The sequence below is a fragment of the Pseudomonas sp. Pf153 genome, from assembly GCF_001269775.1.
GTDB classification, from domain to species: Bacteria; Pseudomonadota; Gammaproteobacteria; order Pseudomonadales; family Pseudomonadaceae; genus Aquipseudomonas; species Aquipseudomonas uvaldensis.
The window spans coordinates 104,214-129,632 of the sequence record NZ_LHVL01000016.1 but is presented as its reverse complement, the minus strand read 5'-3'; the positions used below and the strand labels follow the sequence as shown (position 1 = coordinate 129,632).

Genomic DNA, 25,419 nt, shown 5'->3' with positions numbered 1-25,419 from the left:
TGGCGGAGTGTCAGTCGATACTTGTGCCGCTGAGCTACCGCTGTCGCGAGCAGGCTCGCTCCCGCAAGGAATCTGTGGTGAAAACTCTTTCAGCGACCAATCTGGATGGAGGGAAGCCTGAGGCACAGCCTCTCAGAGTTGAGTAAGTCCATACCGAGAATCATTGATCCGTTTAATTTACCGAATCGCCTTACACCCAACGCCTCCTTATCTGGCTTATTTCCCCAGCCATCCCCGGCAAAGTCTCGCGTCCGTTCCCGCATCGCGAGACTTCTGCAATGTTTGCCCCAGACAAACTCCTGGCCCTGAACAACGCCATCGGCTCGTTGGTAGTTGCCGCCATGGACCCCGAACGACCAGATGTCGAGGCGGTGCTATCCGATTTCCGGGCATGCCTGAACGACTATGACAGTTGGGCTGAAAGGTTCTGGACCGGATGGGCATTGGATCTCGAACAGGTCTTCAAGGTGGGCAACGAGGTCGCGCTCGCGGCGCCGAAGAACCTTGACGAGCCCGTCAGCGCCACGGTGATGTCGTGTCCCGCGAGCGGTCCACTGACCCTGGTGCACATGTTCCAGGCGGCGCGCTTCGTGCCGATCGGGGATACGCCGGTCATGCTCGAGCCGGTCATCGAAGGCGAGCCGGGGCAGGAAACCTTCGGCGAACCGGTCCATCACGTGATCGGTCCCAGCGGCATCCTGGAAATTCCCGAGTGCTGGCGGGGCCGTCGATATCGCATCACTTTTTTTCCTCATGTGACGGCAGATCACGTCAAAGCCCTGTACGCGTCCTACCAGAGCGTGATCGACGAGCTGGAAGGCTGGCTGAAAACGGAGTGGGAAAACGAATTTCAACCGCTGTGGGCGGAATTTTCCGGCGCCGGGTTTCGCGAACGCTACTACCTGTTGCAACAAGCCGACTGGCGTGGCTTTGAAAGTGCCCTGCAAGCACTTTGGGATGACGTCAAACAGGTTTTCGAGTTGCTGGCGGACCTCCAGGCCAATAGCGAAAAGCTGCTGGAATACCTGACCCAAACCGAGCTCGAGCAACTACTGCAAGCCTCATCCGAGGCAGTAGCCAAAGGCCTGATGATATTGAGCGACGAGCCGTTGATCTTCATCCACATGGCAGCCTTCACCAGTTGGCTGCGGATGTTGCCACCCCAGTACCTGGCCGAAGTCGTGGGAGAAATACGCGCTTCGGTGCTGGTCAATTTCCTGCTGATTCGTTTGACCGGCGCCCTCGGCCTGGGCGTGCGCATGAGTGGCAAAGTGCTGGATCAGATCCGGTCCGGGCGTGCGCGGGACTGGTTACACGCGTCGAGCCAAAGGTTAGGCCAGCTCGCCAGCGACCGGCTCGAACAACATGCCGATGTGTTGAAGCCAGTGGTGGTCAGTGCCCAGCGGGCGCCCTTAAGGCCTACGCCTGTCAGACCTTTGGAAATCACCCCTGAGCACTTGCCGCCGCTGTCGGTCAGTAATCCCGCCGCGGTGGCGCGGGAAAAGTCCCAAACCTCCACGCGGCTCAGCAAGCACGAACCCCACGACGACGCCCCAGCCCAATCGAAGAACCCCAACGGCGACAGTGCCGACAGCGCGGCCCTGACCCGCACCGACGGCTGCCCGGTGTCCATGGTCACCGGCGAGGAGCTGCTGACCCTGGAGGACGGCACCCTCGATGGTCGGCTGCCGTTTGTCTTCACCCGCTTGTACCGCACCAGCGCAGTGGAGCTGGACGTGGGCCTGGGACGCGGTTGGAGCCATGCCCTGGCCCATCGCCTGGAGCTTGAGGACGGGCAGGTCATCTGGATCGACCAGGAAAACCGGCGCACACCCTTTCCGCTGCCCGGCGTCCAGCGCCCGGCGATCCACAACAGCCTGGCCCGCGCCGCGATCTACCTGGGCGGCGAGCCGGACGAACTGATCATCGCCCAGCCCGGCGAGAACGCACCTTTCCTGCACTTTCGCGACGGCCGTCTGACCGCCCTCAGCGACCGCCACGACAACCGCCTCAGCATTCAGCGCAACATCTACGGCGACATCAGCCGCCTGGACAACGGTGCCGGCCGCTGCCTGCGCCTGCGTTACGAACATCGTCATCTCATTGCCATCGATTATCAGAGTTTCCGCCCGGCCCTGACCCTGGACGAGGCCTGGCGCACCGAACAGACATTGGTGTCCTACCGCTACGACGCCCGTTGGCGGCTGATCGAAGCGACCAATGCTGCCGGCGAAAGCGAGCGCTACGACTACGACGACGCCCACGTCATCCTCCAGCGGCAACTGGCCGGCGGCGCGAGTTTTTTCTGGGAGTGGCAAGGGACCGGCAGGGCGGCCCGCTGCATCCGCCACTGGGCCTCGTTCGCGCAGATGGACAGCCGTTACAGCTGGGGGGAGAACGGCAGCGTCACGGTGCGGCACCTCGACGGCAGCGAAGAGGTCTACGTGCACGACGACCGGGCGCGGCTGGTGCGCAAGGTCGAGCCCGACGGTGGCGAACACCTCAAGGCCTACGACGAACAGGGCCGGTTGGTCGCCGAACAGGACCCGCTGGGGGGCGTTACCGAATACCGCTACGACGAAGCCGGGCGGCTGGTGGCGCTGATTCCACCTGAAGACACGCCGACGTCCTACGAATACCGCAACGGTTTCCTGCACGCGCGTTCGCGTGGCAACGCCGTCTGGACCTACCGGCGCAACGACCGCGGCGACGTGATCGAGCTCATCGACCCGGATCAGCAAAGCACCGCGTACGCCTACGACGACCACGGCCAACTGCGCTCGATCCGCTACCCGGACCACAGCGAACACCGCTTCACCCGCAGTCGCCTAGGCCAGCTGACGGAAGAAACCCTGCCGGACGGCAGCCAACGGCTGTTTGCCTACGACGCCCTCGGGCGGTTGCTGACTCGCCAGGACGAGCACGGCGGGGTGACCCATTACCAATGGGATGCCGTCGGTCGCTTGCTCCAGACCACCTTACCCAACGGCGCCACCCGCGCCTGGCGCTACAACGCCTACGGCAAGGTCACCGAAGCACGCGACGAACAGGGCCGCGTCACCCGCTACGAGTACGCCGACGACCTGCACCTGATCACCCGTCGTCTCAATCCCGATGGCAGCGAGCTGAAGTACCGCTACGACTCGGCGCGGCTGCTGCTGACGGAAATCGAGAACGAATCCGGCGAAAAATATCGGCTGGACTACACGCCCAACGGCCTGATCCGACAGCAAATCGGCTTCGACGGCCAACGCACGGCCTATGCCTACGACCTCAACGGGCACTTGCTGGAGAAAACCGAGTTCGGCGATGACGGCAGTCAAAGGGTCACGCGTTACCAGCGCGACGCGACCGGGCGGCTGCAGCTCAAGACCCTGCCTGACGGCCAGACGATCACGTACCGCTACGACGGATTGGGGCGGTTGGTGGACGTCAACGACGGCACCGACCATCCCCTGGCCTTCGAATACGACGCCCAGGACCGGCTCATCACCGAACACCAGGGCTGGGGCACCTTGCGCTATGGCTACGACGCCTGCGGACGCCTCAACCACCTGCGCCTGCCGGACAACAGTCAGCTCGACTACCACCACGCCGAGGGTGGCGCGCTCACCGCCATCGACCTGAACGGCGCACGCCTCACCGAACACCGCTACCAGGCCGGCCGCGAACGGCAACGCCAACAAGGCCTGTTGCTCAGCCAGTACGACCACGATGAACAGGGCCGCCTCAAGGCCCACACCGTGCTGCAAAACCAGCAGTCACAGTTCTGGCGCGATTATGCCTACAGCGCCAAGGGCAATCTCGAAGCGATTACCGACAGCCAGCGGGGACGGCGCGGTTACCAGTACGACGAACTGGATCGCCTGATCCGCATCGACCCTTCCCACACCGAACCCCCGGAACACTTCGCCCACGACCCGGCCGGCAACCTGCTGATGCAGGACCGCCCCGGCCCGACCACCCTCAAGGGCAATCGTCTGCTGATGGAGGGCGACCGCCATTATAACTACGACGCCTTCGGCAACCTGATCCGCGAACGCCGGGGCACGGTCCAGGCCCTGATCACCGAATACCGCTACGACAGCCAACACCGCCTGATCGGCGTCACCTCAGCGGACGGTCGCGAAACGTCCTACCGCTACGATGCCTTCGGGCGACGCATCAGCAAGACCGTGGATGGCTTGACCACGGAATTTTTCTGGCAGGGCGACCAACTCGTCGCCGAAAGCAGCAAACGCCACCACCGCAGCTACCTCTACGAACCGGGCACCTTCCGCCCCTTGGTAATGCTCGACGGCAAAGGCCTGAACACCTGCCCGTTCTACTACCACCTCGACCACCTGGGCACGCCCCAGGAACTGACCAACTACGGCGGCCAGATCGTCTGGTCGGCGCGCTACCACGGCTACGGCAAAGTCCGCGAGATCCAACACGGCGGCGGCGAACGCCTGGAACAACCGCTGCGTTTCCAGGGCCAATACCATGACCTGGAAAGCGGCCTGCACTACAACCGCCACCGCTACTACAATCCGGAAACGGGCCGCTATCTGACGCCTGATCCGAGCAAACTGGCGGGTGGGCTCAATGGGTACCGGTACACCCTGAACCCGACGGGGTGGGTGGATCCGTTGGGGTTGGTGTGCAACTGTCCAGGTGATATCGAGGCTGATGGGCCGTTTAGCGAGATCGTGCCGGGAGGCGGCTTAGCGGCACATGAGGCTCGTGGAGGGCATTTGATAAACAAGCACATAGGTCGTTCTGAGGTTCAGTTGAGAAGGCGACTTGAGTTAGAACCTCACGTACCTACCGCGTCGACATTTCCTGATAGAGCATCGGCAGAGTCAACGGTTTCCAAAGTGTTGAGTACAAAAGAAACGGAGATTGACGGGTTTTTAAATAATAAATTAGAAAAGAAAATGGTTTTACAGCAGTCCTTCCCTTCTCCTGTTGGAGTCGGGGTTATACGAAAAAATGGAAAGTTAGAGTCATTGTCCGTCGTGACTTTAGTATTGAAAAAATCCAAGCAGTCACCTGTTGGATATAATTTGCTTACAGGGTATGTCGAAAAATATGAAAAATAGATATCCAGAACTTTTCCATTTTTTTGGTTGCTATTTTCACCAAGACTGGATGTGTGAGTCATCAGAGCCGGACGGGGTGATAAGACTTTTCGCGTCAGATTCGGTACCGCAGGCTATTGACGCGTTAAGAAAAGAAATTTCGGTGCTGTTGGACGAACGTCTTGGTGAGGAGGATCTTCGAGATTTTATTATGGAAAAAATGCCCTGTAATTATTGTTATTGGATGGAGTGGGAGAGTGGCGCTATGTGGCTGAAACATATTCTTGAGGTTCTCGATAGGGATGATGCCGCTCTTGACTAACTCTAGTCACTCTAACTGATCCACCGTCATCGCGAGCAGGGGATCGAGGGTGAACACTCAGTTTGCATCAGCCCCGGATCACTGTGGGAGCGGGCTTGCTTGTGTGCAGTAAATCGCAGCCATTCCAAGCCCCGGTTTCCAATCCCAGCCATTAAAAAAACCACCCCTTTGGCACCAATAACATCGTTTCTAGCCCCCGATTCTTTTCCCTATATTGGCTACCAAATCTAGTGAATGACTCACCAGTCATCCCCTCAGTGCGAGTAGTCTCAAATGAACAATAAACCTGACAGCGCAGGGCTTGATAACGCAGGCGCGGGGACCCGGGCGGTTTGGGGTGGGGAGCAGGGCGGGCATCCCTATAACGCCACGCAGACGCCTATCGTGGTCAGTGCCGCTTACGGCTACAACGACATCGACGCCTGGTATGACGTGGCCTTGGGCAAGGCCCCCGGCTTTATCTACAGCCGTATGAGCAACCCGACGGTCGAGACCCTAGAAGCCAAGATCTGCGAGTTGGAGAAAGGCGAATCGGCCGTGGCCTTCAGCAGCGGCATGGCGGCGATCAGCAGCGTGCTCTACACCTTTCTTGCCCATGGTGATCGGGTGGTTTCCACCAAGGACAGCTACGGCGGCACCAACAAGATTTTCGAAGAGTTCCTGCCGCGCATGGGCGTGAACGTGAGCTTGTGCGAGACCTTCGACCACGAAGAAATCGAACGGGAAATCGCCAAGGGCTGCCAGGTGCTGTACCTGGAAACTCCGACCAACCCGACCCTGAAAATCCTCGACATCCAACGCCTGGTGGCAGCGGCCAAACGGGTCGGCGCGGTGGTGGTGGCGGACAACACCTTCGCCACGCCGCTGAACCAGAACCCACTGGCACTGGGCGTGGACGTGGTGATCCACAGCGCGACCAAATTCCTCAGCGGCCATGGCGATGTGCTCGGCGGGCTGGTGTGCGGCCGTGAAGCCTTGATGAGCAAGGTGCGGCATTACCGGGAAATCAACGGTGCGGCGCTCGACCCGTTCTCGGCCTACATGATTATCCGCGGCATGAAGACCCTGGTGCTGCGCATGCGTCAGCAGCAGTCCAGCGCCCGGGCCCTGGCGGAGTTCCTGCTCACCGAGCCGTTGGTTGAGTCAGTGAATTATCCCGGCCTGCCCTGCCACCCGAACCACGCCGTGGCCTGTGCGCAAATGGCCGGGTTCGGCGCCATCGTCAGCTTTGTCCTGGTCGGTGGCATGGGCACCGTGAAAGTGCTGCTGCCGCGTCTGCGCTTCGCCCATTGCGCCGGCAACCTCGGTGCGGTGGAAACCATCTATGGCCCGGCGCGGACCACCAGCCACGTCGAAAACACCCTGGAAGAACGTCTGGCCCTGGGCATCTCCGAAGGCCTGGTACGGGTCTCGGTGGGCATCGAAGACACCGATGATCTGCTCGACGATCTGAAACAGGCCTTCGCCTTTGCCCGACGTTCGCGAGAGGCACTGGCCCAGGCAAACACCCCATCCACAACCCCTGAGATGTGCTCCGAAACAGCCAGCTGAAGTATCAGTCCCCACGACAAGGCGGTCATCGGGGCGTTCATGAACAGGAAAATAATAAAGCTTGGTGGCGACCCGAGTTGACCCTGCGGCGCAACTCACCGCAGGCGTCGACACGCGCCCTGACAACCTTCATGAGAACAAAACCATGTCCCTACAAGAACAACAACTCACGACACGTGCCGGCTTCAAACAGGAAATGCAGACGCGCCACATTGTCATGTTGGCATTGGGTGGCGTCATCGGTACCGGGCTCTTTCTCACCTCCGGCTACACGGTTAACCAGGCTGGACCCTTGGGTGCGGTGATCGCCTACATCATCGGCGCGCTCATGGTCTACATGGTGATGATGTGCCTGGGTGAACTGGCGGTGCAGATGCCGGAAACCGGCTCGTTCAGCACCTACGCCACACGCTTCCTCGGCCCGGGCACCGGCTACACCGTGGCCTGGCTGTACTGGCTGACCTGGACCGTGGCCATCGGTTCGGAATTTACCGCCGCCGGGATCCTGATGACGCGCTGGTTTCCGGACACGCCGGTGTGGATCTGGAGCGCCCTGTTCGCCGGGGTGGTGTTCCTGAGCAACGTGGTCTCGGTGCGGTTGTTCGCCGAGACTGAGTTCTGGTTGTCGTTGGTCAAAGTCGCGACCGTGGTGGCGTTCCTGCTGATTGGCGGCGGGGCGATTCTCGGCCTGCTGCACATCGATCAGGCCCACAGCATCGGGTTGAGTAACTTCACCCGCGAAGGGCTGTTTCCTACCGGGTTCATGCCGATTGCCATGACGCTGCTGGCGGTTTCCTTCGCCTTCTCCGGCACCGAACTGATCGGCATCGCCGCCGGTGAAACCAAGGATCCGCAACGCAACGTGCCGCGAGCCATCCGCACCACCGTGCTGCGCCTGGCGATCTTTTTTGTCGGCACCATCTTCGTCCTCTCCACTCTGTTGCCTCGCGAGCAGGCCGGCATCGTCGAAAGCCCGTTCGTCACCGTGTTCACCTACATCGGCATTCCATACTCCGCCGACATCATGAACTTCGTGATCATCAGCGCCTTGCTGTCGGCGGCCAACTCCGGCCTATATGCCGCCTCGCGGATGCTCTGGACCCTGAGCGACCAAGGGCACCTGCCCAAGCAGTTCTCGGCCCTGACGCGGATGGGCACGCCGCTTAACGCCATCATCGTCAGCATGGCCGGAGGCGCTGCGTCGTTGCTCAGCAGCGTATTTGCCGCCGACACCATCTACCTGGCGCTGGTGTCGATCTCAGGCCTGGCGGTGGTCGTGGTGTGGATGAGCATTGCCGCGAGCCAGATCGCGTTCCGCCGCCACTACGTTGCCAACGGCGGTGATGTCAGCCAGCTCAAGTTCCGCGTGCGCGGCTATCCGTGGATCCCGCTGGGGGCGTTGTCGTCCTGTGGGCTGGCGTGTGTCGGGATCGCATTCGACCCGGAACAGCGAGTGGCGTTGTACTTTGGCTTGCCATTCATCGCCTGTTGCTATCTCGTGTACTTCATTACCCGCAAAGGCCGCGAGCAACGCTTGCTGCTGAACCCGTTGGCACAGCCGTCCGACGCTATCTAGTTGGCGTGCTCGGGGGAAAGGGGCGTAGACGAGAACCGGATCATGAAGCAGAAACCATTACCCCCTTTGAACTGGCTGCGGGCATTCGAAGTGTCCGCCCGCTGCCTGAACTTCACCCACGCCGCCGAAGAGTTGTGCCTGACCCAGGGCGCGGTGAGCCAGCAGATCCGCCAACTGGAAAGTCACCTGGGGGTGGCGCTGTTCAAGCGCCTGCCCCGAGGCCTGGGGCTGACCGAGGAAGGCCAGTCCTACCTGCCGGTGGTGCAGGACGCGATCACCCGGCTGGCGGTGGGCACCAACGAAATTTTCGGCCAGCGCAAGCGGCGGCCGATCAAAGTGCGTGGCAGTCTCGCGTTCTTCGTGCACTGGCTGGCGCCGAAGCTGGCGGAGTTTCGTCAGGCCCATCCACAGCTGGACATTCGCTACATCAGCAACATCTGGGTCAAGGAACTGGATGGCGAGGACGACCTGGAGATTCGCTGGGGCCGCGGCCAATGGCCCGGCCTGGTGTCGCAGCGCCTGACCTGGGACAGCCTGTTCCCGGTCTGCTCGCCGGAGCTGATGGCGCGCTCGCCGCTCAAGGTGCCGGCGGACGTAGCGAAGCACTCGCTGCTGCATGTGCTGGGTTACGAAGAAGGTTGGGGTTATTGGCTGAACATGGTCGGTGCCGACAACGTCGACTCGTCGGCAGGCCTCCAGTTTGACACGCTGGTCTGCACTTTGCGCATGGCCGAGCTGGGGCAGGGGATCGCCCTGGCGCGCTCGTCCATGGTTGCGGACCTGCTGGCCGACGGGCGCCTGATCGAACCCTTCAGCCAACGCATCGAAGCCAGCGAATCGTTTTACCTCGTGCGCGGTTCCGGGACCGAGCAGCATCCCGACGCAGTCACGTTTGCCACCTGGCTGGTCGAGCAGGCACACCGTTTCAAATGAATGACCGGAGCCAACCATGCGCTATGTGAGTACCCGAAATTCGGCCGTGCAGGTCGGTTTTGAAAAGGTCGTGTTATCGGGCGTGGCCGAGGACGGCGGGCTGTTCGTGCCCGTCGGACTGCCGCTGTTCGAACCCCAGGAAATCGCCAACTGGTCGACCCTGTCCTATGACGAACTGGCCTATCGAGTGATGAGCCCGTTCGTGGGCGAGGCGATTCCCGAGACGGACCTCAAGCGCCTGCTCAAGGAAGCCGGCAGTCAGTTCAGCCACCGCTCCCTGGCGCCGCTGCATCAGGTGGATCGCAACGAATGGGTGCTGGAACTGTTCCATGGCCCGACCCGTTCCTCGAAGGATTTCGCCGCCCAGCTCCAGGCTCGACTGGTGCAGTATTTCCTGCGTAAAAACGGCCAACGCGCCGTGGTGATCGGCGCCACCAACGGCGACACCGGGCTGGCGGCCATCGAAGCGTTCAAACACTGCGATGAAGTGGCGGTGGTGGTGATTTATCCGGAGGCCGGCGTACCGCAACACCAGCTTCAACAGCTGCAAGCAGAGGCGCATCCGCGGGTTCATCAATTCGCCGTCAATGGCAGTTTCGACGACTGCCAGACCCTCGTCAGCAGCCTGTTCCGCCAGTGGCCCTGGGCGCAGCACGAGGCGATCAGCTTCAACTCCAGCAACTGGATCGGTGTGTTGGCGCAACTGGTGTTCTACTTCCACGCCGTGCTGCAACTGGGCGGTGGTCAGCGGCCGATTGGCTTCAGCGTGCCGGCGGCGAGTTTTGCCGAAGTCTATGCCGGCTACATCGCGCAGAAGATGGGCTTGCCGATCACTCAGATGATCGTCGCGACCAACCAGAACGACGCGCTGCATCAGTTGTTCTTGAAGAACCACTACTCCCGATTGCGCGCCAACAAGACCCTGTCGCCGGCCATGGACCTGTCGATCTTCTCCAACCTGGAGCGCTTTCTCTGGGAACTCTACGGGCATGACGACCAGGCGGTGAGCGCGCTGATGGACCGCTTCGAAACCAGCGGCGAAATGACCATCGCCAACGAGTTCTGGTTGCAGGCGCGGATGATCATCGACTCCTATGCGGTCACGGATCAGCAGACGTTGGAGGAGATCACTTCGCTGTATCGCGACACCGGTTATGTCATCGATCCGCACACCGCCACCGGTGTGCTCGCGGCGCGTTTGTACCGGCGCAGTCTGGTGGCGCCGATGGTGACGTTGGGGGAGATCTCGCCGGTCAAATCGGCGGCGCTGCTCGGTGAATTGGGAATCAATGTAGCGGTCCAACCCCTTCCGGTTTCGGCCCATGGCCCGGCGCAGATCCATCGCATCCAGCCGCACGAACTCGACACGATCCATCAGTTGCTCGACGCACTGTAAGGAGCCCCCGTGAAGCGCATCCTCGATCCCCTCGACGAACGCATCATCGCCGAACTGCGACTCAACGCCCGCGCCGCCCACGCCGAGCTGGCGGCCAAGGTCAACCTCTCACGCAACGCCGTGCGCCAACGCATCGAACGGCTCGAACGCGACGGCGCGATCCAGGGCTACACCATCCGCACCGGCGAGGGCGCCCACGCCTCGTCGAACATCAACGCGGTGATCTTCGTCTACCGCTACGACCGCATGCGCGGCGCCGACGTCTTGCAAGCCCTGCAAGCCATGCCGGAAGTGCAGCAGTGCGACGTGATGAGCGGCGAGTTCGACCTGATGCTGCGCGTAGGCGCCGCGAGCCCGGAGCGGGTGCATAAGGTCTGGAAAGAGATCTCGGCGTTGCCGGGGGTGGAGAACACTGTCACCTCATTCGTGTTGTCTTCAGTGGTCTAAAACCCCACACATAACCCCTGTGGGAGCGAGCCTGCTCGCGATAGCGGTGGACCAGCCGACTTCGATGTTGACTGACCTGACGCCATCGCGAGCAGGCTCGCTCCCACAGGTTTTTTGTGTTGATCGGGGGCGCGTCACCCTGCCCAACCCCTGGTCAAAACGCCCATAAAATAGAGCAAATTGGCCTATTTCACTGCCCTGGCCCCGGCCCTAACCTTGATTCCAACAACCCATCACCCGGATCAAGGGCATAACAAAAATGACTGAATACAAACTGGTGCTGGTCGGCTTCGGCGGTGTGAACCGGGCATTGGCGCAACTGATTGCCGAGCGTAACGAACAATGGAAAGCCGAGCTGGGCTTCACCCTGAAAATCGTCGGTGTGACCGATCTGTTCCTCGGTTCGGTCATGGGCCGCGAAGGCCTCGAGGCTGCGTTGCTCGCCCAACTGCCGGCCACCAAAGGTGCCTTCGCACAATGGCCGGGCGGCTCCGCCGAAGCCCTCAATGAGACTGTGATCAAGGACAGCGGCGCGGACATCATCGCCGAGGCCACCTTCACCAATCCGGTGGACGGCGAACCCGCCACCTCGTTCTGCCGCTGGGCGCTGGAGCGCGGCAAACACGTGGTCACCACCAACAAAGGCCCGATCGCTTTACATGGCGCCGAGCTCAAGGCCCTGGCCCACCGCAATAACGTCGCCTTTGAATACGAAGGCTCGGTGATGAGCGGTACGCCGGTGATTCGCGTCGCCAAACAGGCAATGGCCGGCAGCGAGATCATCGGTTTCGAAGGCATCCTCAACGGCACCTCCAACTTCGTCCTCACCTGCATGGAAGGCGGCCTGGGCTTTGCCGAAGCCGTCAGCAAAGCCCAAGCGCTGGGCTACGCCGAAGCCGATCCGACGGCGGATGTCGAAGGCCACGACGTGCGCCTGAAAGTGGTAATCCTCGCCAACGAACTGCTGGACGCCAAGCTCACCATCGCCGACGTTTCGTGCAACGGCATCTCCTCACTGAGCCTGGCCGACATCGAAAAAGCCCGCCAGGACGGCGCTCGCTGGAAACTCATCGGAGCCGCCAGCCGCCACGCCAACGGCTCCATCAGCGCCAGCGTCGAACCGCGCCTGCTGAGCCACGAGCATCCACTCGCCGGCATCAGTGGCGCCATCAACGCCGTGTCGTTCACCAGCGAGCTGCTCGGCGCCGTGACAGTGTCCGGCCCTGGGGCTGGGCGCACGGAAACCGCGTTCGCCCTGCTGTCGGACATCATCGCCATTCACCAGTCTGCCGTGCGCAACTAGGAGACCACCATGAACGTATCTCGTCTGGCCCTGGCAATGGCAGAGCCGCAAATCGACGTCCTTAACCCGTTCGACGGCAGCCTTGTCGGTACTGTGGCGGACATCTGCGCCGCGCAAGTGCCGCAACTGCTGGTGACCGCTCGCAGCGGCGCCCAAGCCTGCGCCGCGCTGCCCCGGCATCGCCGCGCAAGCATCCTCGAACACGCCGCCGCGAACATCCAACGCGACGCCCGGATCTTCGCCCGGCTGATCGTCGACGAAGCCGGCAAGACCCTCAAGCAGGCGGAAAAAGAAGTCAAACGGTGCATCAACACCCTCAAACTCTCCGCCGAAGAAGCCCGGCGCAACGCCGGCGAAGTGGTGCCGTTCGACGCCTACGACGGCGCCGAATCGCGCCAGGGCTGGTTCACCCGGGAGCCCCTGGGCCTGATCGTCGCCATCACCCCCTACAACGACCCGCTGAACCTGGTGGCCCACAAACTCGGCCCGGCCATTGCCGGTGGCAACGCGGTGATCCTAAAACCGTCCGAGCTGACGCCGCTGTCGGCGCTCAAACTGGTCTCCTACCTGGTCAGGGCCGGCCTGCCCGAAACCGTGGTCACCGTCGCCACTGGCGGTGCCGAACTGGGCAAAGCCCTGGTCGCCGCCCGCGAAGTGCGAATGATCTCCTTCACCGGCGGCTTCATCACCGGTGAACAAATCGCCCGCACCGCCGGCCTGAAAAAACTCGCCATGGACCTGGGCGGCAACGCGCCCGTCATCGTCATGTCCGACTGCGACCTCGACGCCGCCGTCGAAAGTTGCCTCTCCGGCGCCTTCTGGGCCGCCGGCCAAAACTGCATCGGCGCCCAACGCCTGCTGATCCAGGCGCCGATCTACGCAGCCTTCCGCGAATGCTTCGTCAACCAGGCCCAGGCCCTCGTCGTCGGCAACCCCCTGCTGGCCGACACCGACATCGGCCCGATGATCACCCCTCAAGCTGCGCAAAACGCCGAACAAGTCGTCAACGAAGCCCTACAAGAAGGCGCCACCTTACTCTGCGGCCACCACCGCCAAGGCGCCTGCTACGCCGCCACCGTCCTGGAAAACGTCAACCACACCAGCCGCCTGTGGCGCAACGAAGTCTTCGCCCCGGTGGTGGTGTTGCAACCGTTCGAGACGTTTGATGAGGCGGTGGAGTTGGCCAACGAGCCTGAGTACAGCTTGCATGCCGGGATCTTCACCAACGACCTGACCACTGCCATGAGCGCCGCACGGCGAATCGAAGCCGGCGGGGTGATGATCAACGACTCGTCTGATTTTCGTTTCGATGCCATGCCATTTGGCGGCTCCAAATACGGCAGCCTCGGGCGGGAAGGGGTGCGGTTTGCGTATGAGGAAATGACCCAGCCGAAGGTGGTTTGTTTGAATACGCTGGGGTGATGGGTTCAGGTCGTTGGCATCGGGCAGGTTTGGTCACCTGTCCGATGTTTCTTTTTCTGAAAGCATCCGAAAGGGCCTCGAATCCGGCGTGCCACAAGATTTTTCAGGGGCTGTCAGCCAAATCGCCCTGACTCATCTAAGCTGAGTTTTCCTGGAAAATGAGCCAGTGCCTTCCCACCCAATGCGGCCAACCCGGCCTGCGGCACCGATCAGCAGCCAGGGCGGGAGGAAGGATGCCGAACGTACTGGTGGTGATATGGGACTTCGATACACGCAAATTACGAATCCCTACTGATAACAGCCTTGTCGCCATCCACCAAAGAATTGGGGCCTTGGAAGACATGGCGAAAACGGCCTTCGCCAAAAATGCCGATCAACATCGACTGGATTATTGTCTGGTCGTCGCGCCCGAGTATTTTTTCTCCAAGGACATGCCTGACACGCTTCTTTCAGAGGAGGAAAAAGAAACCATCCGGGCAACGTTGGTGGACGTTTCAAAGAGAAACCCAAGGTTGATACTGGTTCCAGGCACGACGCTGTGGTTCAAGTCAATGATGCGCCCGGATTCCAGGATGCTGAAAAGGGAGACCGGGAAGTTAAAATCGTGGGGACAAACCAGAAATATTAATAAGCCAAAATACAGTCAGGAAATGGATGCGATCGTGGGCGAAATTCCACAGCGTGATCGCCTGAGTAAAGGCATTTATGGCCACTATGCAAAGACTACGAAGGCGGAGATTGCGACAATCGAAACAAGAGGGCCGGAAGCCAGGGACGGAATCGTCAGAAATACCGGCTTCATTATTTGGGATGGAAACGTCTTTTATCAGCATAAACGCTACCCCAACATCGGAAATGATGGGCTGGAAGAACTGGCTGGGGCGCAGTTCTGGGCCGATAAAATATTCATGCCGGGCAGCTATCGAGAAACCCCTGCTGTCCGTGACCTGCAAATCGCTCTGGAAATATGCGCAGAGCATTTTATTGGCGCGACGGTTTTGCATAAGAACAATGTGCTGGACTTTCATATTCTGGTCTCGGCCAGCATTGCCCTCGCTAAGGCTCGCGTGGGCGTAAAGCACGGAGGATATGTGGTTCACGCTGATTCAGGCGGCAGCTCGGTTTACCGACGAGAATGCATGAGCCTGGTTCGACTCGACCCCATCGATGAACCAGCCATAACCTTAATGGGGGCGGAAGCCGGTCACGCCAGGAGTTTCGTTTGCGCAATTGCATAAGCGTGAGCCTGAACCGCTCCCCCTTGTGGGAGCGAGCCTGCTCGCGATAGCAATACATCTATCCCCACCGCTCTCAGGTCTCATGTCGCCACCAACGACATACCCCAATAACGTGTCGTCAAAATCGACTTTTGACGACATGACATCCACACCCCGGCCCGGTGTTTATTGTGACGCCCTAGGATCAGCCCCGACCCACACCGCCTTGCGCCATTACCTACAACTACGCCAGAATCCGCCGGCTTGTGCGTCCTTGGCCGCGTCGGTAACTTGAATCCCGTCACTGCCCATCAGTGATCGGGTTTAACAGCCCGTCGAGTTGAGTCGTATCAAGCTTCATCAGTCAGGGATCCCCATCCCTGTACTTGATGGTGGCTGTGCGTGGGGCGCCCTCGGGCGCGCCGATTCCTTAGCTCATCGGTCTGCTAACCCGCGTACAGCTGCCTCCCACTCGTTTAGCAGCGAGCGGGGCGTGGCCTCAACCAAGAGTGAGCTAAGGCTATGGTTAAAATTACACCGCCCCCCCCCAGCAACAGACGAAACCGTTTCCCGCGTCCAATCGGCCCGCAACAAAAAGTTTGATGATGCCGCGACTCGGACCTTGGATTACTACCTGAATCCCAAGCCGAAGAAAGAAACGTCCGACAACCCCAACACCATCTACCGCATCGCTTCTGATGTGGATTCCGAATGCTTACTTGCCACCCTCAGTGAAAACCTCGTTTCGGCGAACGCAATGATCGGAGACCTGGCATCCGACCTTGAAGGCTCGCGACGGCATGTGGCGTTGGGGATTCAGCAGGTGGTTGAGTTGAATGAGCTGTTGACGAATCGGGCTTTGGATATTGTTGAGGTAAGGTAGGGAAGCGTCGTTACCCCAGGCATGAAGAAAGCCTTGCACAAGCAGGGCTTTCTTCATGCCACAGGAAAAAAGCACAAGGAGCGTTTCAAATGCCGCAGATGGATTGGCTCGAAAACCAAATGGATCAGTGCAACCTGATGGCCGAATGGCTTTATCGGGAATTCAGCCACGAATATGCACAACAATCCCTCGATAGCTGGCAGCAGGAATTCGCCGAAGGACAGCGCGACGGCCGCTGGAAATGCCTGATCGCTACAGAAAACGGCCAACTATTGGGCGGCGCCTCACTTGCCAGCGACGACCTGCCTGAGCGGCCGGAACTGGGACCGTGGCTGGCGTGCGTACTCGTCGCCCCTAATGCACGGCGCAGAGGGATCGCTGCGCAGTTGATCGAAGGTGTTTGTCGTCATGCGAGGGAGGCTGGGGTCACTACCTTGTACTTGCATACCCATAACCAGAGTCATTACTACGCCAAGTTTGGCTGGGAAATGTTGGAGCGGTTTGAGGCTTGGGGGAGGGAGCAATGCCTGATGGCTCGGCGTTTATAGCAGCAGCCCAAAGACAGGACCGAACGAACGATGACATGCATTCGCTGGCTGCTTCCCCGTCTTCTGGCCACCTCCAATCCCCTGTGGGAGCGAGCCATCAGCCAACACCAATCCAACTGACCCACCACCGTAGCAGGCATTTCACCCCCCCACTGTGGGAGCGAGCCTGCTCGCGAAAACGATACGACATCAACCGTGCTGATCCCCCGCTTCATGCTGGGCTTCAAACAGGACAGGCCGGCTCAGCTCACTGATCCTCCATGCACTACTTCCGCCCAAATCCCAGTCAACCCGCTTCCACCGATTAGTGGTCTGGCGCATTGAGTGTGCTGCCAACATCGTCGATCTTTCCACGATAAAACTTCTTTGAACGCTCATGGCTGAAACGTATCAGCTCCAAGAAAAAACTAAAATATGCACAAATGCATTTTTTTCTTGACCCGCACGGGTGCGCCTCTATAAGGTGGTTTCACTGTATGCGCATCCAGTATTTCTCAAGCGTCATTTATTTGAATCCATTCATGGACGAGGTATTACCTTATGAAAACCAACACTGAAAAATTCGGTGCAACCCCCCATCAACCCAGCCTGTGGACCCGCGCTGATGCGTTGAAAGTCCGGGCGGACGATCCCACCACCACTCAGCCGCTGGTCAGCGCGGATTTCCCGGTATTGAGCGACGACGTGTTCATCTGGGACACCATGCCCCTACGCGACCTGGACGGTAACGTGACCTCCGTCGATGGCTGGTCGGTGATCTTCACGCTGACAGCCGATCGTCATCCAAACGACCCGGCGTACCTCGACGAGGACGGTAACTACGACATTCTCCGCGATTGGAACGATCGTCACGGTCGGGCAAAGATGTATTACTGGTTTTCTCGTACCGGCAAGAACTGGGAATTCGGTGGCCGTGTGATGGCCGAAGGGGTTTCGCCGACCGCTCGCGAATGGGCCGGCACGCCGATCCTGTTGAACGACCGAGGTGAAGTGGATCTGTATTACACCGCCGTCACCCCAGGCGCGACCATCGTCAAGGTGCGTGGTCGGGTAGTGACCACTGAGCATGGTGTCAGCATGGTCGGCTTCGAGAAGGTCAAGCCGCTGTTCGAGGCCGACGGCAAGATGTATCAGACCGAAGCCCAAAACGCCTTCTGGGGTTTCCGCGACCCATGGCCATTCCGCGACCCGAACGATGGCAAGCTGTACATGCTGTTCGAAGGCAACGTGGCCGGTGAACGCGGCTCGCACAAAGTGGGCGAGGCCGAAATCGGCGACGTGCCACCGGGTTATGAAGATGTCGGCAACTCGCGCTTTCAGACCGCCTGTGTTGGCATCGCCGTAGCCCGCGACGCGGACGGTGACGACTGGGAAATGTTGCCGCCACTGTTGACGGCCGTGGGCGTCAACGACCAGACCGAGCGTCCGCACTTCGTGTTCCAGGACGGCAAGTACTACCTGTTCACGATCAGCCACACCTTCACCTATGCCGACGGTGTAACCGGACCGGACGGCGTGTACGGTTTCGTCGCGGACTCGTTGTTCGGCCCCTACGTGCCGCTCAACGGTTCCGGCCTGGTGCTGGGCAACCCGTCCTCCCAGCCATTCCAGACCTACTCGCACTATGTAATGCCAAACGGCCTGGTGACCTCCTTTATCGACAGCGTACCGACCGACGAAACCGGCACGCAGGTTCGTGTGGGTGGCACCGAGGCGCCAACGGTGGGCATGAAAATAAAAGGGCAGCAGACATTCGTGGTGGCCGAGTATGACTACGGATACATCCCGCCGATGCTCGACGTTACGCTTAAGTAATAGCAACACAGGGGGGGCAGGCAGCGGGTTTGAGGTCGATGACAAAACCGTTGTGGATATGGTCGAGATATCCCGCCTGATTCATTGTGATGCTGGTCGCAAGCCCCGTTGAACAACGAGTCGTAACCCGCTCGCGACTGGCTGCATGGATGCAGTCAGTCGTGCTTGTGCCAGTCCTATTTTGAAATGCCTGACGTGTCGCTATTTTTCGATTTCGGCGATACGTTCTACCGTCATGTCGCCAGCAGCGACATATGCACACATGTTCCTCTGTGGGAGCGAGCCTGCTCGCGATAGCGGCTCATCAGTCAAATAGATCAGCAACCTACAGACCAATCAACAGTCCGCTACTCTCCCAATATCCAGCCGACATCGCCTTGCGCCATTGCCTACAACTACGCCAGAATCCGCCGGCTTGTGCGCCTTGGGCCGCGTCGGTAGTTTGAGTCCTGTCACTGCTCATCAGTGATCGGGTTTCGCAGCCCGGACTCTATAGGCGCACAACGTCACCTTCGAAAGCAGATAGCCTATGTCTGTGATTTCGTCAGAGGTGGCTGTGCGTGGGAGACCTTTGGTCTGCCGGTCCCTAGAGTCCCGGTCTGCGAACCCGCGTACAGCTGCCGCCCTAACTTCGTTTCGCAGCGGATGGTGGTAGCTCCAACAGACTCTAGGAGCTTTACCGTGGTCAAAATTACACCGAACCCCCCAGCTACAGACGAAGCCGTGTCTCGTGTTCAGTCTGCTCATAACAAGAAGCTTGATGATGCCGCCTCCCGGGCTTTGGATTTCTATCTGAACCCTACGTCTGAGAAGAAGGCGTCTGACAAGCCCCACACTGTTTTCCGTATTGCACCAGATGTTGATTCCGAATGTCTGCTTGCGAATCTCAGTGAGAGCCTGGCTTCGGCAAATGCCATGATCAGTGATCTGGCGTTTGATCTCGAAGGATCACGGCGACATGTGGCGTTGGGGATTTTGCAGGTGATTGAGTTGAGTGAGCTGTTGGCGAATCGGGCTTTGGATATTGTTGAGGTGAGGTAGGGCGGGGCGTTCGCGGCCCTCTTGACGTAAAAAAGGTCTTGCTGGGCAAAACCTTTTTTACGTATCCGAAAGCCCGAAATGATACCGGGCGCATTCGTGTCTGAGCTGGGCTTTGAGGGACTGGAATAGGATGGATGTTGTGGCTTTGTGTTTAGCCGTTGAAAAGCGCATTGCACCGGGTACTCCACCCTTCAGCTGCGCTCCGGTTCATTGGGAAACGGAAGGGAGGATGATCTGTATCGGCAGCCGTCAAAACCAGTGAGAATCTTATGAATCTACGCCGAATCTCGTCGGCTGGAATGCTCATGCCTGCCCCATCGACTATTCGAAGAACCCCGCCCGACACCCTGTGGTCAATCTGTTGCCACTCAAAGTGCCAGCCTGTGATCCACGTGAAGTCTCGAATTTGATAATCGCCGGTGGCGCTTTGGCATTGAGCGAGTTTCTTGCTGGAGGGGTCAAAGACAAAAAAGATGGGGCTTGGATAGCCGAGCAGATGAGTATCGTCAAGGCTCAAGCCTTCTTTTAGGTTGATGGACGCTACAAGTGCTTTTGCTCGTCTCTTGCGCCGTATCAAGTGCCATATGGAGAGGCAAAAAATAGAAACAGAAGCCAGGAAGAGCTGACGTCCTTCGGTTGTAAGCTTATCGGGCCAATACACTATCATGCCCCACAAGAGTCCTATCGTCGCAAGCCCCGATAACCAAGCGGCGGAGATCACTATACTGTTAGGGAGGCTAGCTCCGAGCGTCCTCACACAGCTTTTCATAACTGATCCAATGGTCATTTATAGAAGAACTTGCAGGTTATCACTGGAAGCGTCTAGACATTAAAAAGCCGGCTTATGGCCGGCTTCTCGTTGACTGACTCAGTTCGTTTTTGACAAACCTCACCAGCCTTCAAAACGTACATCCGGCTCTTGCGGCCGGCTGTGGGACTTGGTCAGAAAGTGATCTGCCTTGTCGGTGCGAGGCGTGGTCTCGCAAATGTGGGGCGGAGGATACGTGGGTTTTTGGCAAAATCCCAGTGGAAGTTGTGTTGAATCATTGGGTTATGGGGTGGTGGGAAAGGGCGGGGGCTGCTTTGCAGCCCAGCGGGGATGAACCCCTCGCCACAAAAGCCCCCCGCCACATTTGGGGGTTAGTCGAACACCGGTGGGCGTTGTTTGGTCAGGGTGGACCACCAGAAGACCCAGCCGATGACGCGCAGATTCTGCGCTTCGATCTGCTCGACGCTGAAGACTTCATCCGGATAAGCGGTGTTGTTGTGGCTGCGCAGTCGCAGTCGGTTGCCGGGGATGCGGTGCAGGTATTTGATACGGAGCATGCCGTCGTGTTCGAGGGCGTAGATCTGGCCGTCGATGATTTGGGTCAGGCCGCGGTCGATGGCGAGGGTGGAGCCGTCTTCGATGCGGTCGGCCATGCTGTCGCCGACCATGGTGGTGCAGATGGCATCGCCAGGGTTTATTTCCAGGGAGTCGAGGTGGCTGCGGGGCAGGCGGATGGATTGGTCGGGGATTTCGATGACGTGTGTCCTGGTTTCGCCGGGGGCGATGGGGGCTTCCTTGTAGTAGGGCAGTTCGATGTCCGTGGTTTCCGGCACGCTGTAGACGCCCTGGACTTCGGCGGCGTCGTAGGTGATGCCGGGGCCGAGGCCCAGCGGGGTTTGCGGGCCTTCGCCGTGGGCCAGCCACTGGGGGCTGACAGTCAGCAGGCCGGCAATGCCGTGGATGCGGCCGGGCGGGATGCCACGGTTGAACCAGTTGTTCACGTGCTGCGACTTCACGCCGTATAACTTCGCGAAGTCGGCGGAGCGGATGTTGGCTTCTTTAAGAAGGGCTCTGAAGCGGTCGCCACTGGAGGTCATTTTCATAAACGGAAAGTTTAGAGGCGACTTTGTTTTCGGCAATAAACATGTCGTTCAAATTTATAAGATGATCTTTCCGTTTGCGGGAATGGAATTAAGCGAGCTAAACGCTGATAAACGCTGGGTTGCACTATTAATACATGTAAGTATTAATTAAGTGCCCAAGCATAAAAAACCCCGGTATAAACCGGGGTTCTTCTGCAAGTTCAGGTTCAGCCTTTGTAGGCGGCAACCGACTTGGTGATCGCTTCGCGGGCGGCGTCTGCACCGGCCCAGCCTTCGATTTTCACCCACTTGCCTTTTTCGAGATCCTTGTAGTTCTCGAAAAAGTGCTCGATCTGCTGGATCAGCAGCGGTGGCAGGTCGGTGTATTCCTTCACATCCACATACAGTTGCGACAGTTTGTCGTGTGGCACTGCGATGACTTTGGCATCGCCGCCGCCGTCGTCGGTCATGTTCAGGATGCCGACCGGACGGGCGCGGATGACCGAGCCTGGGGCAACCGGGTAAGGGGTCACGACCAGCACGTCGAGGGGGTCACCGTCGTCGGCCAGGGTGTTGGGGATGTAACCGTAGTTGGCCGGGTAGAACATGGGGGTGGCCATGAAACGGTCAACGAACAGGCAATCGCTGTCCTTGTCGATTTCGTATTTGATCGGGGCGTGGTTGGCCGGGATTTCGATCGCAACGTAGATGTCGTTCGGCAGGTCTTTGCCAGCCGGAATCTTGCTGTAGCTCATTGGGCGGTGCCCCCGTTAGTTGACCAAAAGGCTGGTCGGATTGACCAAAAAGTGGCGGCGATTATAGGCATATTCGGCCGCTGATGCCACGTTACCAGGGTCGTAGAGACCTTAGTATGACGCCTGATAGACCGGATCTTCGGCTTGAAGTTGCCGCAGCCGGGCCAACGGATCCTGACGATAGAACGCCTGAAGCTGCGAGTAGACCTGCGGATAGGCCTGGTGCAGCAGGTCCGGGGCGCTGAAGAAGTATTCGCTGGTGACGGCGAAGAATTCGGCAGGGTTTTCCGCGGCGTAGGGGTCAATGAGGGTTTCGGCGTCCGGGTCGTGGTCCAGTTGGCGGTTAAGGTCGTCGTAGGCCTGTTGCATGGCGTCGGCCCAGTCTTTGATGCGCATGTCGGCGTGCAGTGGCGGCAGGCCGTTGGCGTCGCCGTTGAGCATGTCGAGTTTGTGCGCCAGTTCGTGGATCACCAGGTTGTAGCCGTCCCAGCCGCCGCTGGCCATCACGCCGTCCCAGGCCAGGATGATCGGGCCCTGGGGCCAGGCTTCGCCGCTGTGTTCGCCGTCCCATTCGTGTTCGATGCCGCTGGCGTCGCGGTAGCGTTGGGGGCTGAGGAAGTCGTCGGGGTAGAGGACGATTTCGTGGAAGCCCTGGTACCAGTTCAGTTCGCCCAGGTGCATCAGTGGCAATTGGGCCTGGGCGGCGAGCAGCAGGCGTTGTTCCTGGTGCAGTTCGACGCCGGGCAGGGCGGTCAGGTGCTTATCGTGGAGGAACAGCACACAGGCCTCGCGCAGCCACTGGTCCTCGGCGGCGCTGATGCCGTCGAGGAAGCTCAGTTGCTGACGCACCCGTTGCCAGGTCTCTTCGGCAACAGGGTGTTTGGCGAGGGTGCGCTGGCGGCGCCAGTTGCTCAGGGACCACATGGGCGATCAGGCTTTCGAAGCGCGCTGGCTCATTTTGCTGCGCACCAGGCTGATGATCATCGGCAGCAGCGACACCAGGATGATGCCCACCACCAGCAGCGACAGGTTCTGCTTGATAAAGGGCACGTTGCCGAAGAAATAGCCGAGGGTGACCAGGCCGCCGACCCAGAGGACGGTGCCGAGGACGCTGAAGCCGAAGAAACGCAGGTAATTCATTTTGCCGACGCCGGCGACGAAGGGGGCGAAGGTGCGGATGATTGGCAGGAAGCGCGCCAGGGTCACGGTTTTGCCACCGTGTTTGTCATAGAAGTCGTGGGTTTGTTGCAGGTAGTCGCGGCGGAAGATTTTCGAGTTCGGGTTGCTGAACAGTTTTTCGCCGGCGGTGCGGCCGATCAGGTAGTTGGTGCTGTCGCCGAGGATGGCCGCGAGCATCAGCAGGCCGGCCAGCAGCACGGGGTCCATGGCACCACCGGCGGCGACGGCGCCGGCGATGAACAGCAGCGAGTCGCCGGGCAGGAAGGGCGTTACCACCAGGCCGGTTTCACAGAAGATCACCAGGAACAGGATAGCGTAGACCCATGTTCCATAATTGGTCACCAGCATGTCGAGGTACACGTCGAGATGCAGGATAAGGTCGAGGGGGTTGAAATCCATGTAATGCACCTTGGTGGTGGCCCGACTCGGCAGGCGGGTGGGTCGAGCTCTGGAGTTGGGCTACGGGGTTTGTAGCTTTTTCTTACAGGCCGGGAAGAGGGGGGATTATACGGGGTGGATTGTGATGGGCGTGTTGAGTTTGTAGCGGGGGATTTCGATGGATGGCGGTGGGCATGGATTTTCGTGAATGTCTCGAACCGGTGTGGGAGCGGGCTTGCTCGCGAAGACGGCAGCACATCCAACGTTGATGCAAGCTGACCCGGCGCTTTCGCGAGCAAGCCCGCTCCCACAGATGATCTGGGGCTGGCTTGCTTCCCGGTGTGTCAGAGCGAGTCGCTGATCGGCAGGATGTAGTTCTTGAACTCGGTGTCTTCCTTGAAGCCAATCGACTCGTAGGTTTTCTGCGCCACTTTGTTGGTGCTGCTGGTGGAGACGCGCATACGGACGGCGTTGGTTTCCTTGGCCATTTTCTTTGCGGTGCGTATCAGGTGGTCGGCCACCAATTGGCGGCGGGCGTCTTCGGCGACGTAGATGTCGTTGAGGATCCACACGCGCTTGAGCGACAGCGACGAAAAGCTCGGGTAGAGCTGGCAGAAGCCCAGCAGCTTGCTGTCGTCGTCATCGGGTAGGGCGAGGTAGATCACCGATTCTTTGCGGCGCAGGCGCTTTTCCAAAAAGGCCCGGGACGAATCCGGGTAGGGCAGGGAGCCATAGAATTCCCGGTATTTGACGAACAATGGGGTCAGCAGGTCCAGGTGTTCCAGGGTCGCTTGAATAATCCGCATGGCAGGTCTCGTTTACAAAGTTCGACACAGAGTCTGACAACAACGGCGCTCTGCCGTGCTTTTGATGCTGCCTGAAAGCGGATCAAAAACGCAATCGGACATACGGATCAGCCTTGGGGCGGCATCAGTAGGAAATTACCTTTCATATCGGCTCCATTTTCCGACTCTAGAGTATGAACCTGGGCTTCGTCTTTCAGATTGACCCCCGAAAGCTGCCGGCGACAGGCCTCGCGCATCAGGTAGACCAGGCGATGGGCCGCCATGCCGTAGCTCAGGCCTTCGAGCCGGACGTTGGAGATACAGTTGCGGTAGGCGTCGGTCAGGCCGACCTTGGGGTTGTAGGTGAAATACAGGCCCAGGCTGTCGGGCGAGCTGAGGCCGGGGCGTTCGCCGATCAGGATCACCGACATTTTTGCGCCGAGCCGCTGCGCCACTTCATCAGCCACCGCGACCCGGCCCTGTTCCACCAGGACCACCGGGGAAACCGACCAGCCGTCAGCGGCGATCTGTTCTTCCAGGCGCGCCAGAAACGGCAGGGTGTGACGGTGCACCGCCAGTGCCGACAGGCCGTCGGCTACCACGATAGCCAGGTCGACGCCGCCGGGATGGGCCATTGCGTAATCGTCCAGCACCTTCACCGAAGCCTCATCCAGTCGCCGGCCCAGGTCCGGGCGTTGCAGGTAGCTGTGGCGGTCGCTGGCGGCACTGTGGAGCAGCAGGCTCTCGCGGCCACGTTCGCTCAGTTGCGCACGAATACCCTGGTGATCGAACGCCAGGTGCACGGCATCGCGGGCCTGGGCATGGGCGTACTGAAAGTCCAGTTGCGCCTGGGTCGGCAGGCTGGTGCCGGAGCGGCCCAGGGCGATGCGCGCAGGGGTGAGGCGGCGCAGTTCCAGCCAGGGGTTTTGCGAGTCGACGGGTTGTTTATCCATT

At 59.7% G+C, this 25,419-nt stretch carries 20 protein-coding genes; 14 read left to right on the top strand and 6 right to left on the bottom strand.

Annotation, left to right across the window (positions count from 1 at the left end; all coding sequences use genetic code 11):
* Positions 1-278 precede the first annotated feature (278 nt).
* From AD666_RS11655 to AD666_RS11595, 14 genes are all read left to right on the top strand, one after another.
* Entirely contained in the window at positions 279-5,084 is a 4,806-nt protein-coding gene (locus AD666_RS11655; protein WP_053151853.1) for an RHS repeat protein, read from the top strand.
* Entirely contained in the window at positions 5,074-5,385 is a 312-nt protein-coding gene (locus AD666_RS26430; RefSeq protein ID WP_156315940.1) for a contact-dependent growth inhibition system immunity protein, read from the top strand. The genes AD666_RS11655 and AD666_RS26430 overlap by 11 nt, the downstream gene beginning before the upstream one ends.
* A gap of 273 nt (positions 5,386-5,658) precedes the next feature.
* The gene (locus AD666_RS11650) at positions 5,659-6,936 is read left to right on the top strand and encodes a cystathionine gamma-synthase family protein (RefSeq protein WP_053151850.1); all 1,278 of its coding nucleotides are present in this window, start codon (positions 5,659-5,661) and stop codon (positions 6,934-6,936) included.
* Positions 6,937-7,081: 145 nt separating this feature from the next.
* Complete coding sequence (locus AD666_RS11645) at positions 7,082-8,512, top strand: amino acid permease (protein WP_053151847.1); 1,431 nt, start codon at positions 7,082-7,084, stop codon at positions 8,510-8,512.
* Between the two features lie 42 nt (positions 8,513-8,554).
* Positions 8,555-9,445: a LysR substrate-binding domain-containing protein gene (locus AD666_RS11640; RefSeq protein ID WP_053151845.1), complete on the top strand. Its 891-nt coding sequence runs from the start codon at positions 8,555-8,557 to the stop codon at positions 9,443-9,445.
* Positions 9,446-9,461: 16 nt separating this feature from the next.
* Complete coding sequence (gene thrC / locus AD666_RS11635) at positions 9,462-10,841, top strand: threonine synthase (RefSeq protein WP_053151843.1); 1,380 nt, start codon at positions 9,462-9,464, stop codon at positions 10,839-10,841.
* A 9-nt stretch (positions 10,842-10,850) separates the two neighbouring features.
* Positions 10,851-11,288 carry an Lrp/AsnC family transcriptional regulator gene (locus AD666_RS11630; RefSeq protein ID WP_053151841.1) on the top strand — a complete coding sequence of 146 codons (438 nt, stop codon included), beginning with the start codon at positions 10,851-10,853 and terminating at the stop codon, positions 11,286-11,288.
* A gap of 259 nt (positions 11,289-11,547) precedes the next feature.
* Positions 11,548-12,591, top strand: coding sequence for a homoserine dehydrogenase (locus AD666_RS11625; protein WP_053151839.1), 1,044 nt, complete (start codon positions 11,548-11,550; stop codon positions 12,589-12,591).
* A 9-nt stretch (positions 12,592-12,600) separates the two neighbouring features.
* Positions 12,601-14,013, top strand: coding sequence for an aldehyde dehydrogenase family protein (locus AD666_RS11620; protein WP_053151838.1), 1,413 nt, complete (start codon positions 12,601-12,603; stop codon positions 14,011-14,013).
* A gap of 233 nt (positions 14,014-14,246) precedes the next feature.
* A complete protein-coding gene (locus AD666_RS11615; RefSeq protein WP_053151836.1) occupies positions 14,247-15,251 on the top strand; it encodes a hypothetical protein in 1,005 nt (334 codons plus the stop codon).
* Positions 15,252-15,852: 601 nt separating this feature from the next.
* Positions 15,853-16,113 carry a DUF6124 family protein gene (locus tag AD666_RS11610; protein WP_053151971.1) on the top strand — a complete coding sequence of 87 codons (261 nt, stop codon included), beginning with the start codon at positions 15,853-15,855 and terminating at the stop codon, positions 16,111-16,113.
* An 89-nt stretch (positions 16,114-16,202) separates the two neighbouring features.
* On the top strand, positions 16,203-16,661 hold the full coding sequence (locus AD666_RS11605) for a GNAT family N-acetyltransferase (protein WP_053151834.1): 459 nt from the start codon (positions 16,203-16,205) through the stop codon (positions 16,659-16,661).
* Positions 16,662-17,201: 540 nt separating this feature from the next.
* Positions 17,202-18,476, top strand: a complete 1,275-nt coding sequence (locus AD666_RS11600) for a glycoside hydrolase family 68 protein (RefSeq protein ID WP_053151832.1) — start codon at positions 17,202-17,204, stop codon at positions 18,474-18,476.
* 681 nt (positions 18,477-19,157) lie between these two features.
* Entirely contained in the window at positions 19,158-19,517 is a 360-nt protein-coding gene (locus AD666_RS11595; protein WP_053151830.1) for a DUF6124 family protein, read from the top strand.
* Positions 19,518-20,657: 1,140 nt separating this feature from the next.
* Here AD666_RS11595 and AD666_RS11585 read toward each other — a convergent pair.
* From AD666_RS11585 to eutC, 6 genes are all read right to left on the bottom strand, one after another.
* Entirely contained in the window at positions 20,658-21,389 is a 732-nt protein-coding gene (locus AD666_RS11585) for a helix-turn-helix transcriptional regulator (RefSeq protein ID WP_053151828.1), read from the bottom strand.
* Between the two features lie 206 nt (positions 21,390-21,595).
* Positions 21,596-22,123 carry an inorganic diphosphatase gene (gene ppa / locus AD666_RS11580; RefSeq protein ID WP_053151827.1) on the bottom strand — a complete coding sequence of 176 codons (528 nt, stop codon included), beginning with the start codon at positions 22,121-22,123 and terminating at the stop codon, positions 21,596-21,598.
* Between the two features lie 111 nt (positions 22,124-22,234).
* Positions 22,235-23,047 (bottom strand): zinc-dependent peptidase, encoded by an 813-nt coding sequence (locus AD666_RS11575; RefSeq protein WP_053151825.1) that lies wholly within the window; start codon positions 23,045-23,047, stop codon positions 22,235-22,237.
* Positions 23,048-23,053: 6 nt separating this feature from the next.
* Entirely contained in the window at positions 23,054-23,701 is a 648-nt protein-coding gene (locus AD666_RS11570; RefSeq protein ID WP_053151823.1) for a DedA family protein, read from the bottom strand.
* Between the two features lie 323 nt (positions 23,702-24,024).
* A complete protein-coding gene (locus AD666_RS11565; RefSeq protein ID WP_053151821.1) occupies positions 24,025-24,486 on the bottom strand; it encodes an N-acetyltransferase in 462 nt (153 codons plus the stop codon).
* A gap of 107 nt (positions 24,487-24,593) precedes the next feature.
* Entirely contained in the window at positions 24,594-25,418 is an 825-nt protein-coding gene (gene eutC / locus AD666_RS11560; RefSeq protein ID WP_053151820.1) for an ethanolamine ammonia-lyase subunit EutC, read from the bottom strand.
* Position 25,419 lies beyond the last annotated feature (1 nt).

Coding starts and splice junctions, on each gene's coding strand:
- AD666_RS11640 (WP_053151845.1), top strand. CDS start 8,555: ATGAAGCAGAAACCATTACCCCCTTTGAACTGGCTGCGGGCATTCGAA.
- AD666_RS11655 (WP_053151853.1), top strand. CDS start 279: ATGTTTGCCCCAGACAAACTCCTGGCCCTGAACAACGCCATCGGCTCG.
- AD666_RS11600 (WP_053151832.1), top strand. CDS start 17,202: ATGAAAACCAACACTGAAAAATTCGGTGCAACCCCCCATCAACCCAGC.
- thrC (WP_053151843.1), top strand. CDS start 9,462: ATGCGCTATGTGAGTACCCGAAATTCGGCCGTGCAGGTCGGTTTTGAA.
- AD666_RS11565 (WP_053151821.1), bottom strand. CDS start 24,486: ATGCGGATTATTCAAGCGACCCTGGAACACCTGGACCTGCTGACCCCA.
- AD666_RS11585 (WP_053151828.1), bottom strand. CDS start 21,389: ATGAAAATGACCTCCAGTGGCGACCGCTTCAGAGCCCTTCTTAAAGAA.
- eutC (WP_053151820.1), bottom strand. CDS start 25,418: ATGGATAAACAACCCGTCGACTCGCAAAACCCCTGGCTGGAACTGCGC.
- AD666_RS11615 (WP_053151836.1), top strand. CDS start 14,247: ATGCCGAACGTACTGGTGGTGATATGGGACTTCGATACACGCAAATTA.
- AD666_RS26430 (WP_156315940.1), top strand. CDS start 5,074: ATGAAAAATAGATATCCAGAACTTTTCCATTTTTTTGGTTGCTATTTT.
- ppa (WP_053151827.1), bottom strand. CDS start 22,123: ATGAGCTACAGCAAGATTCCGGCTGGCAAAGACCTGCCGAACGACATC.
- AD666_RS11605 (WP_053151834.1), top strand. CDS start 16,203: ATGCCGCAGATGGATTGGCTCGAAAACCAAATGGATCAGTGCAACCTG.
- AD666_RS11650 (WP_053151850.1), top strand. CDS start 5,659: ATGAACAATAAACCTGACAGCGCAGGGCTTGATAACGCAGGCGCGGGG.
- AD666_RS11645 (WP_053151847.1), top strand. CDS start 7,082: ATGTCCCTACAAGAACAACAACTCACGACACGTGCCGGCTTCAAACAG.
- AD666_RS11625 (WP_053151839.1), top strand. CDS start 11,548: ATGACTGAATACAAACTGGTGCTGGTCGGCTTCGGCGGTGTGAACCGG.
- AD666_RS11575 (WP_053151825.1), bottom strand. CDS start 23,047: ATGTGGTCCCTGAGCAACTGGCGCCGCCAGCGCACCCTCGCCAAACAC.
- AD666_RS11620 (WP_053151838.1), top strand. CDS start 12,601: ATGAACGTATCTCGTCTGGCCCTGGCAATGGCAGAGCCGCAAATCGAC.
- AD666_RS11570 (WP_053151823.1), bottom strand. CDS start 23,701: ATGGATTTCAACCCCCTCGACCTTATCCTGCATCTCGACGTGTACCTC.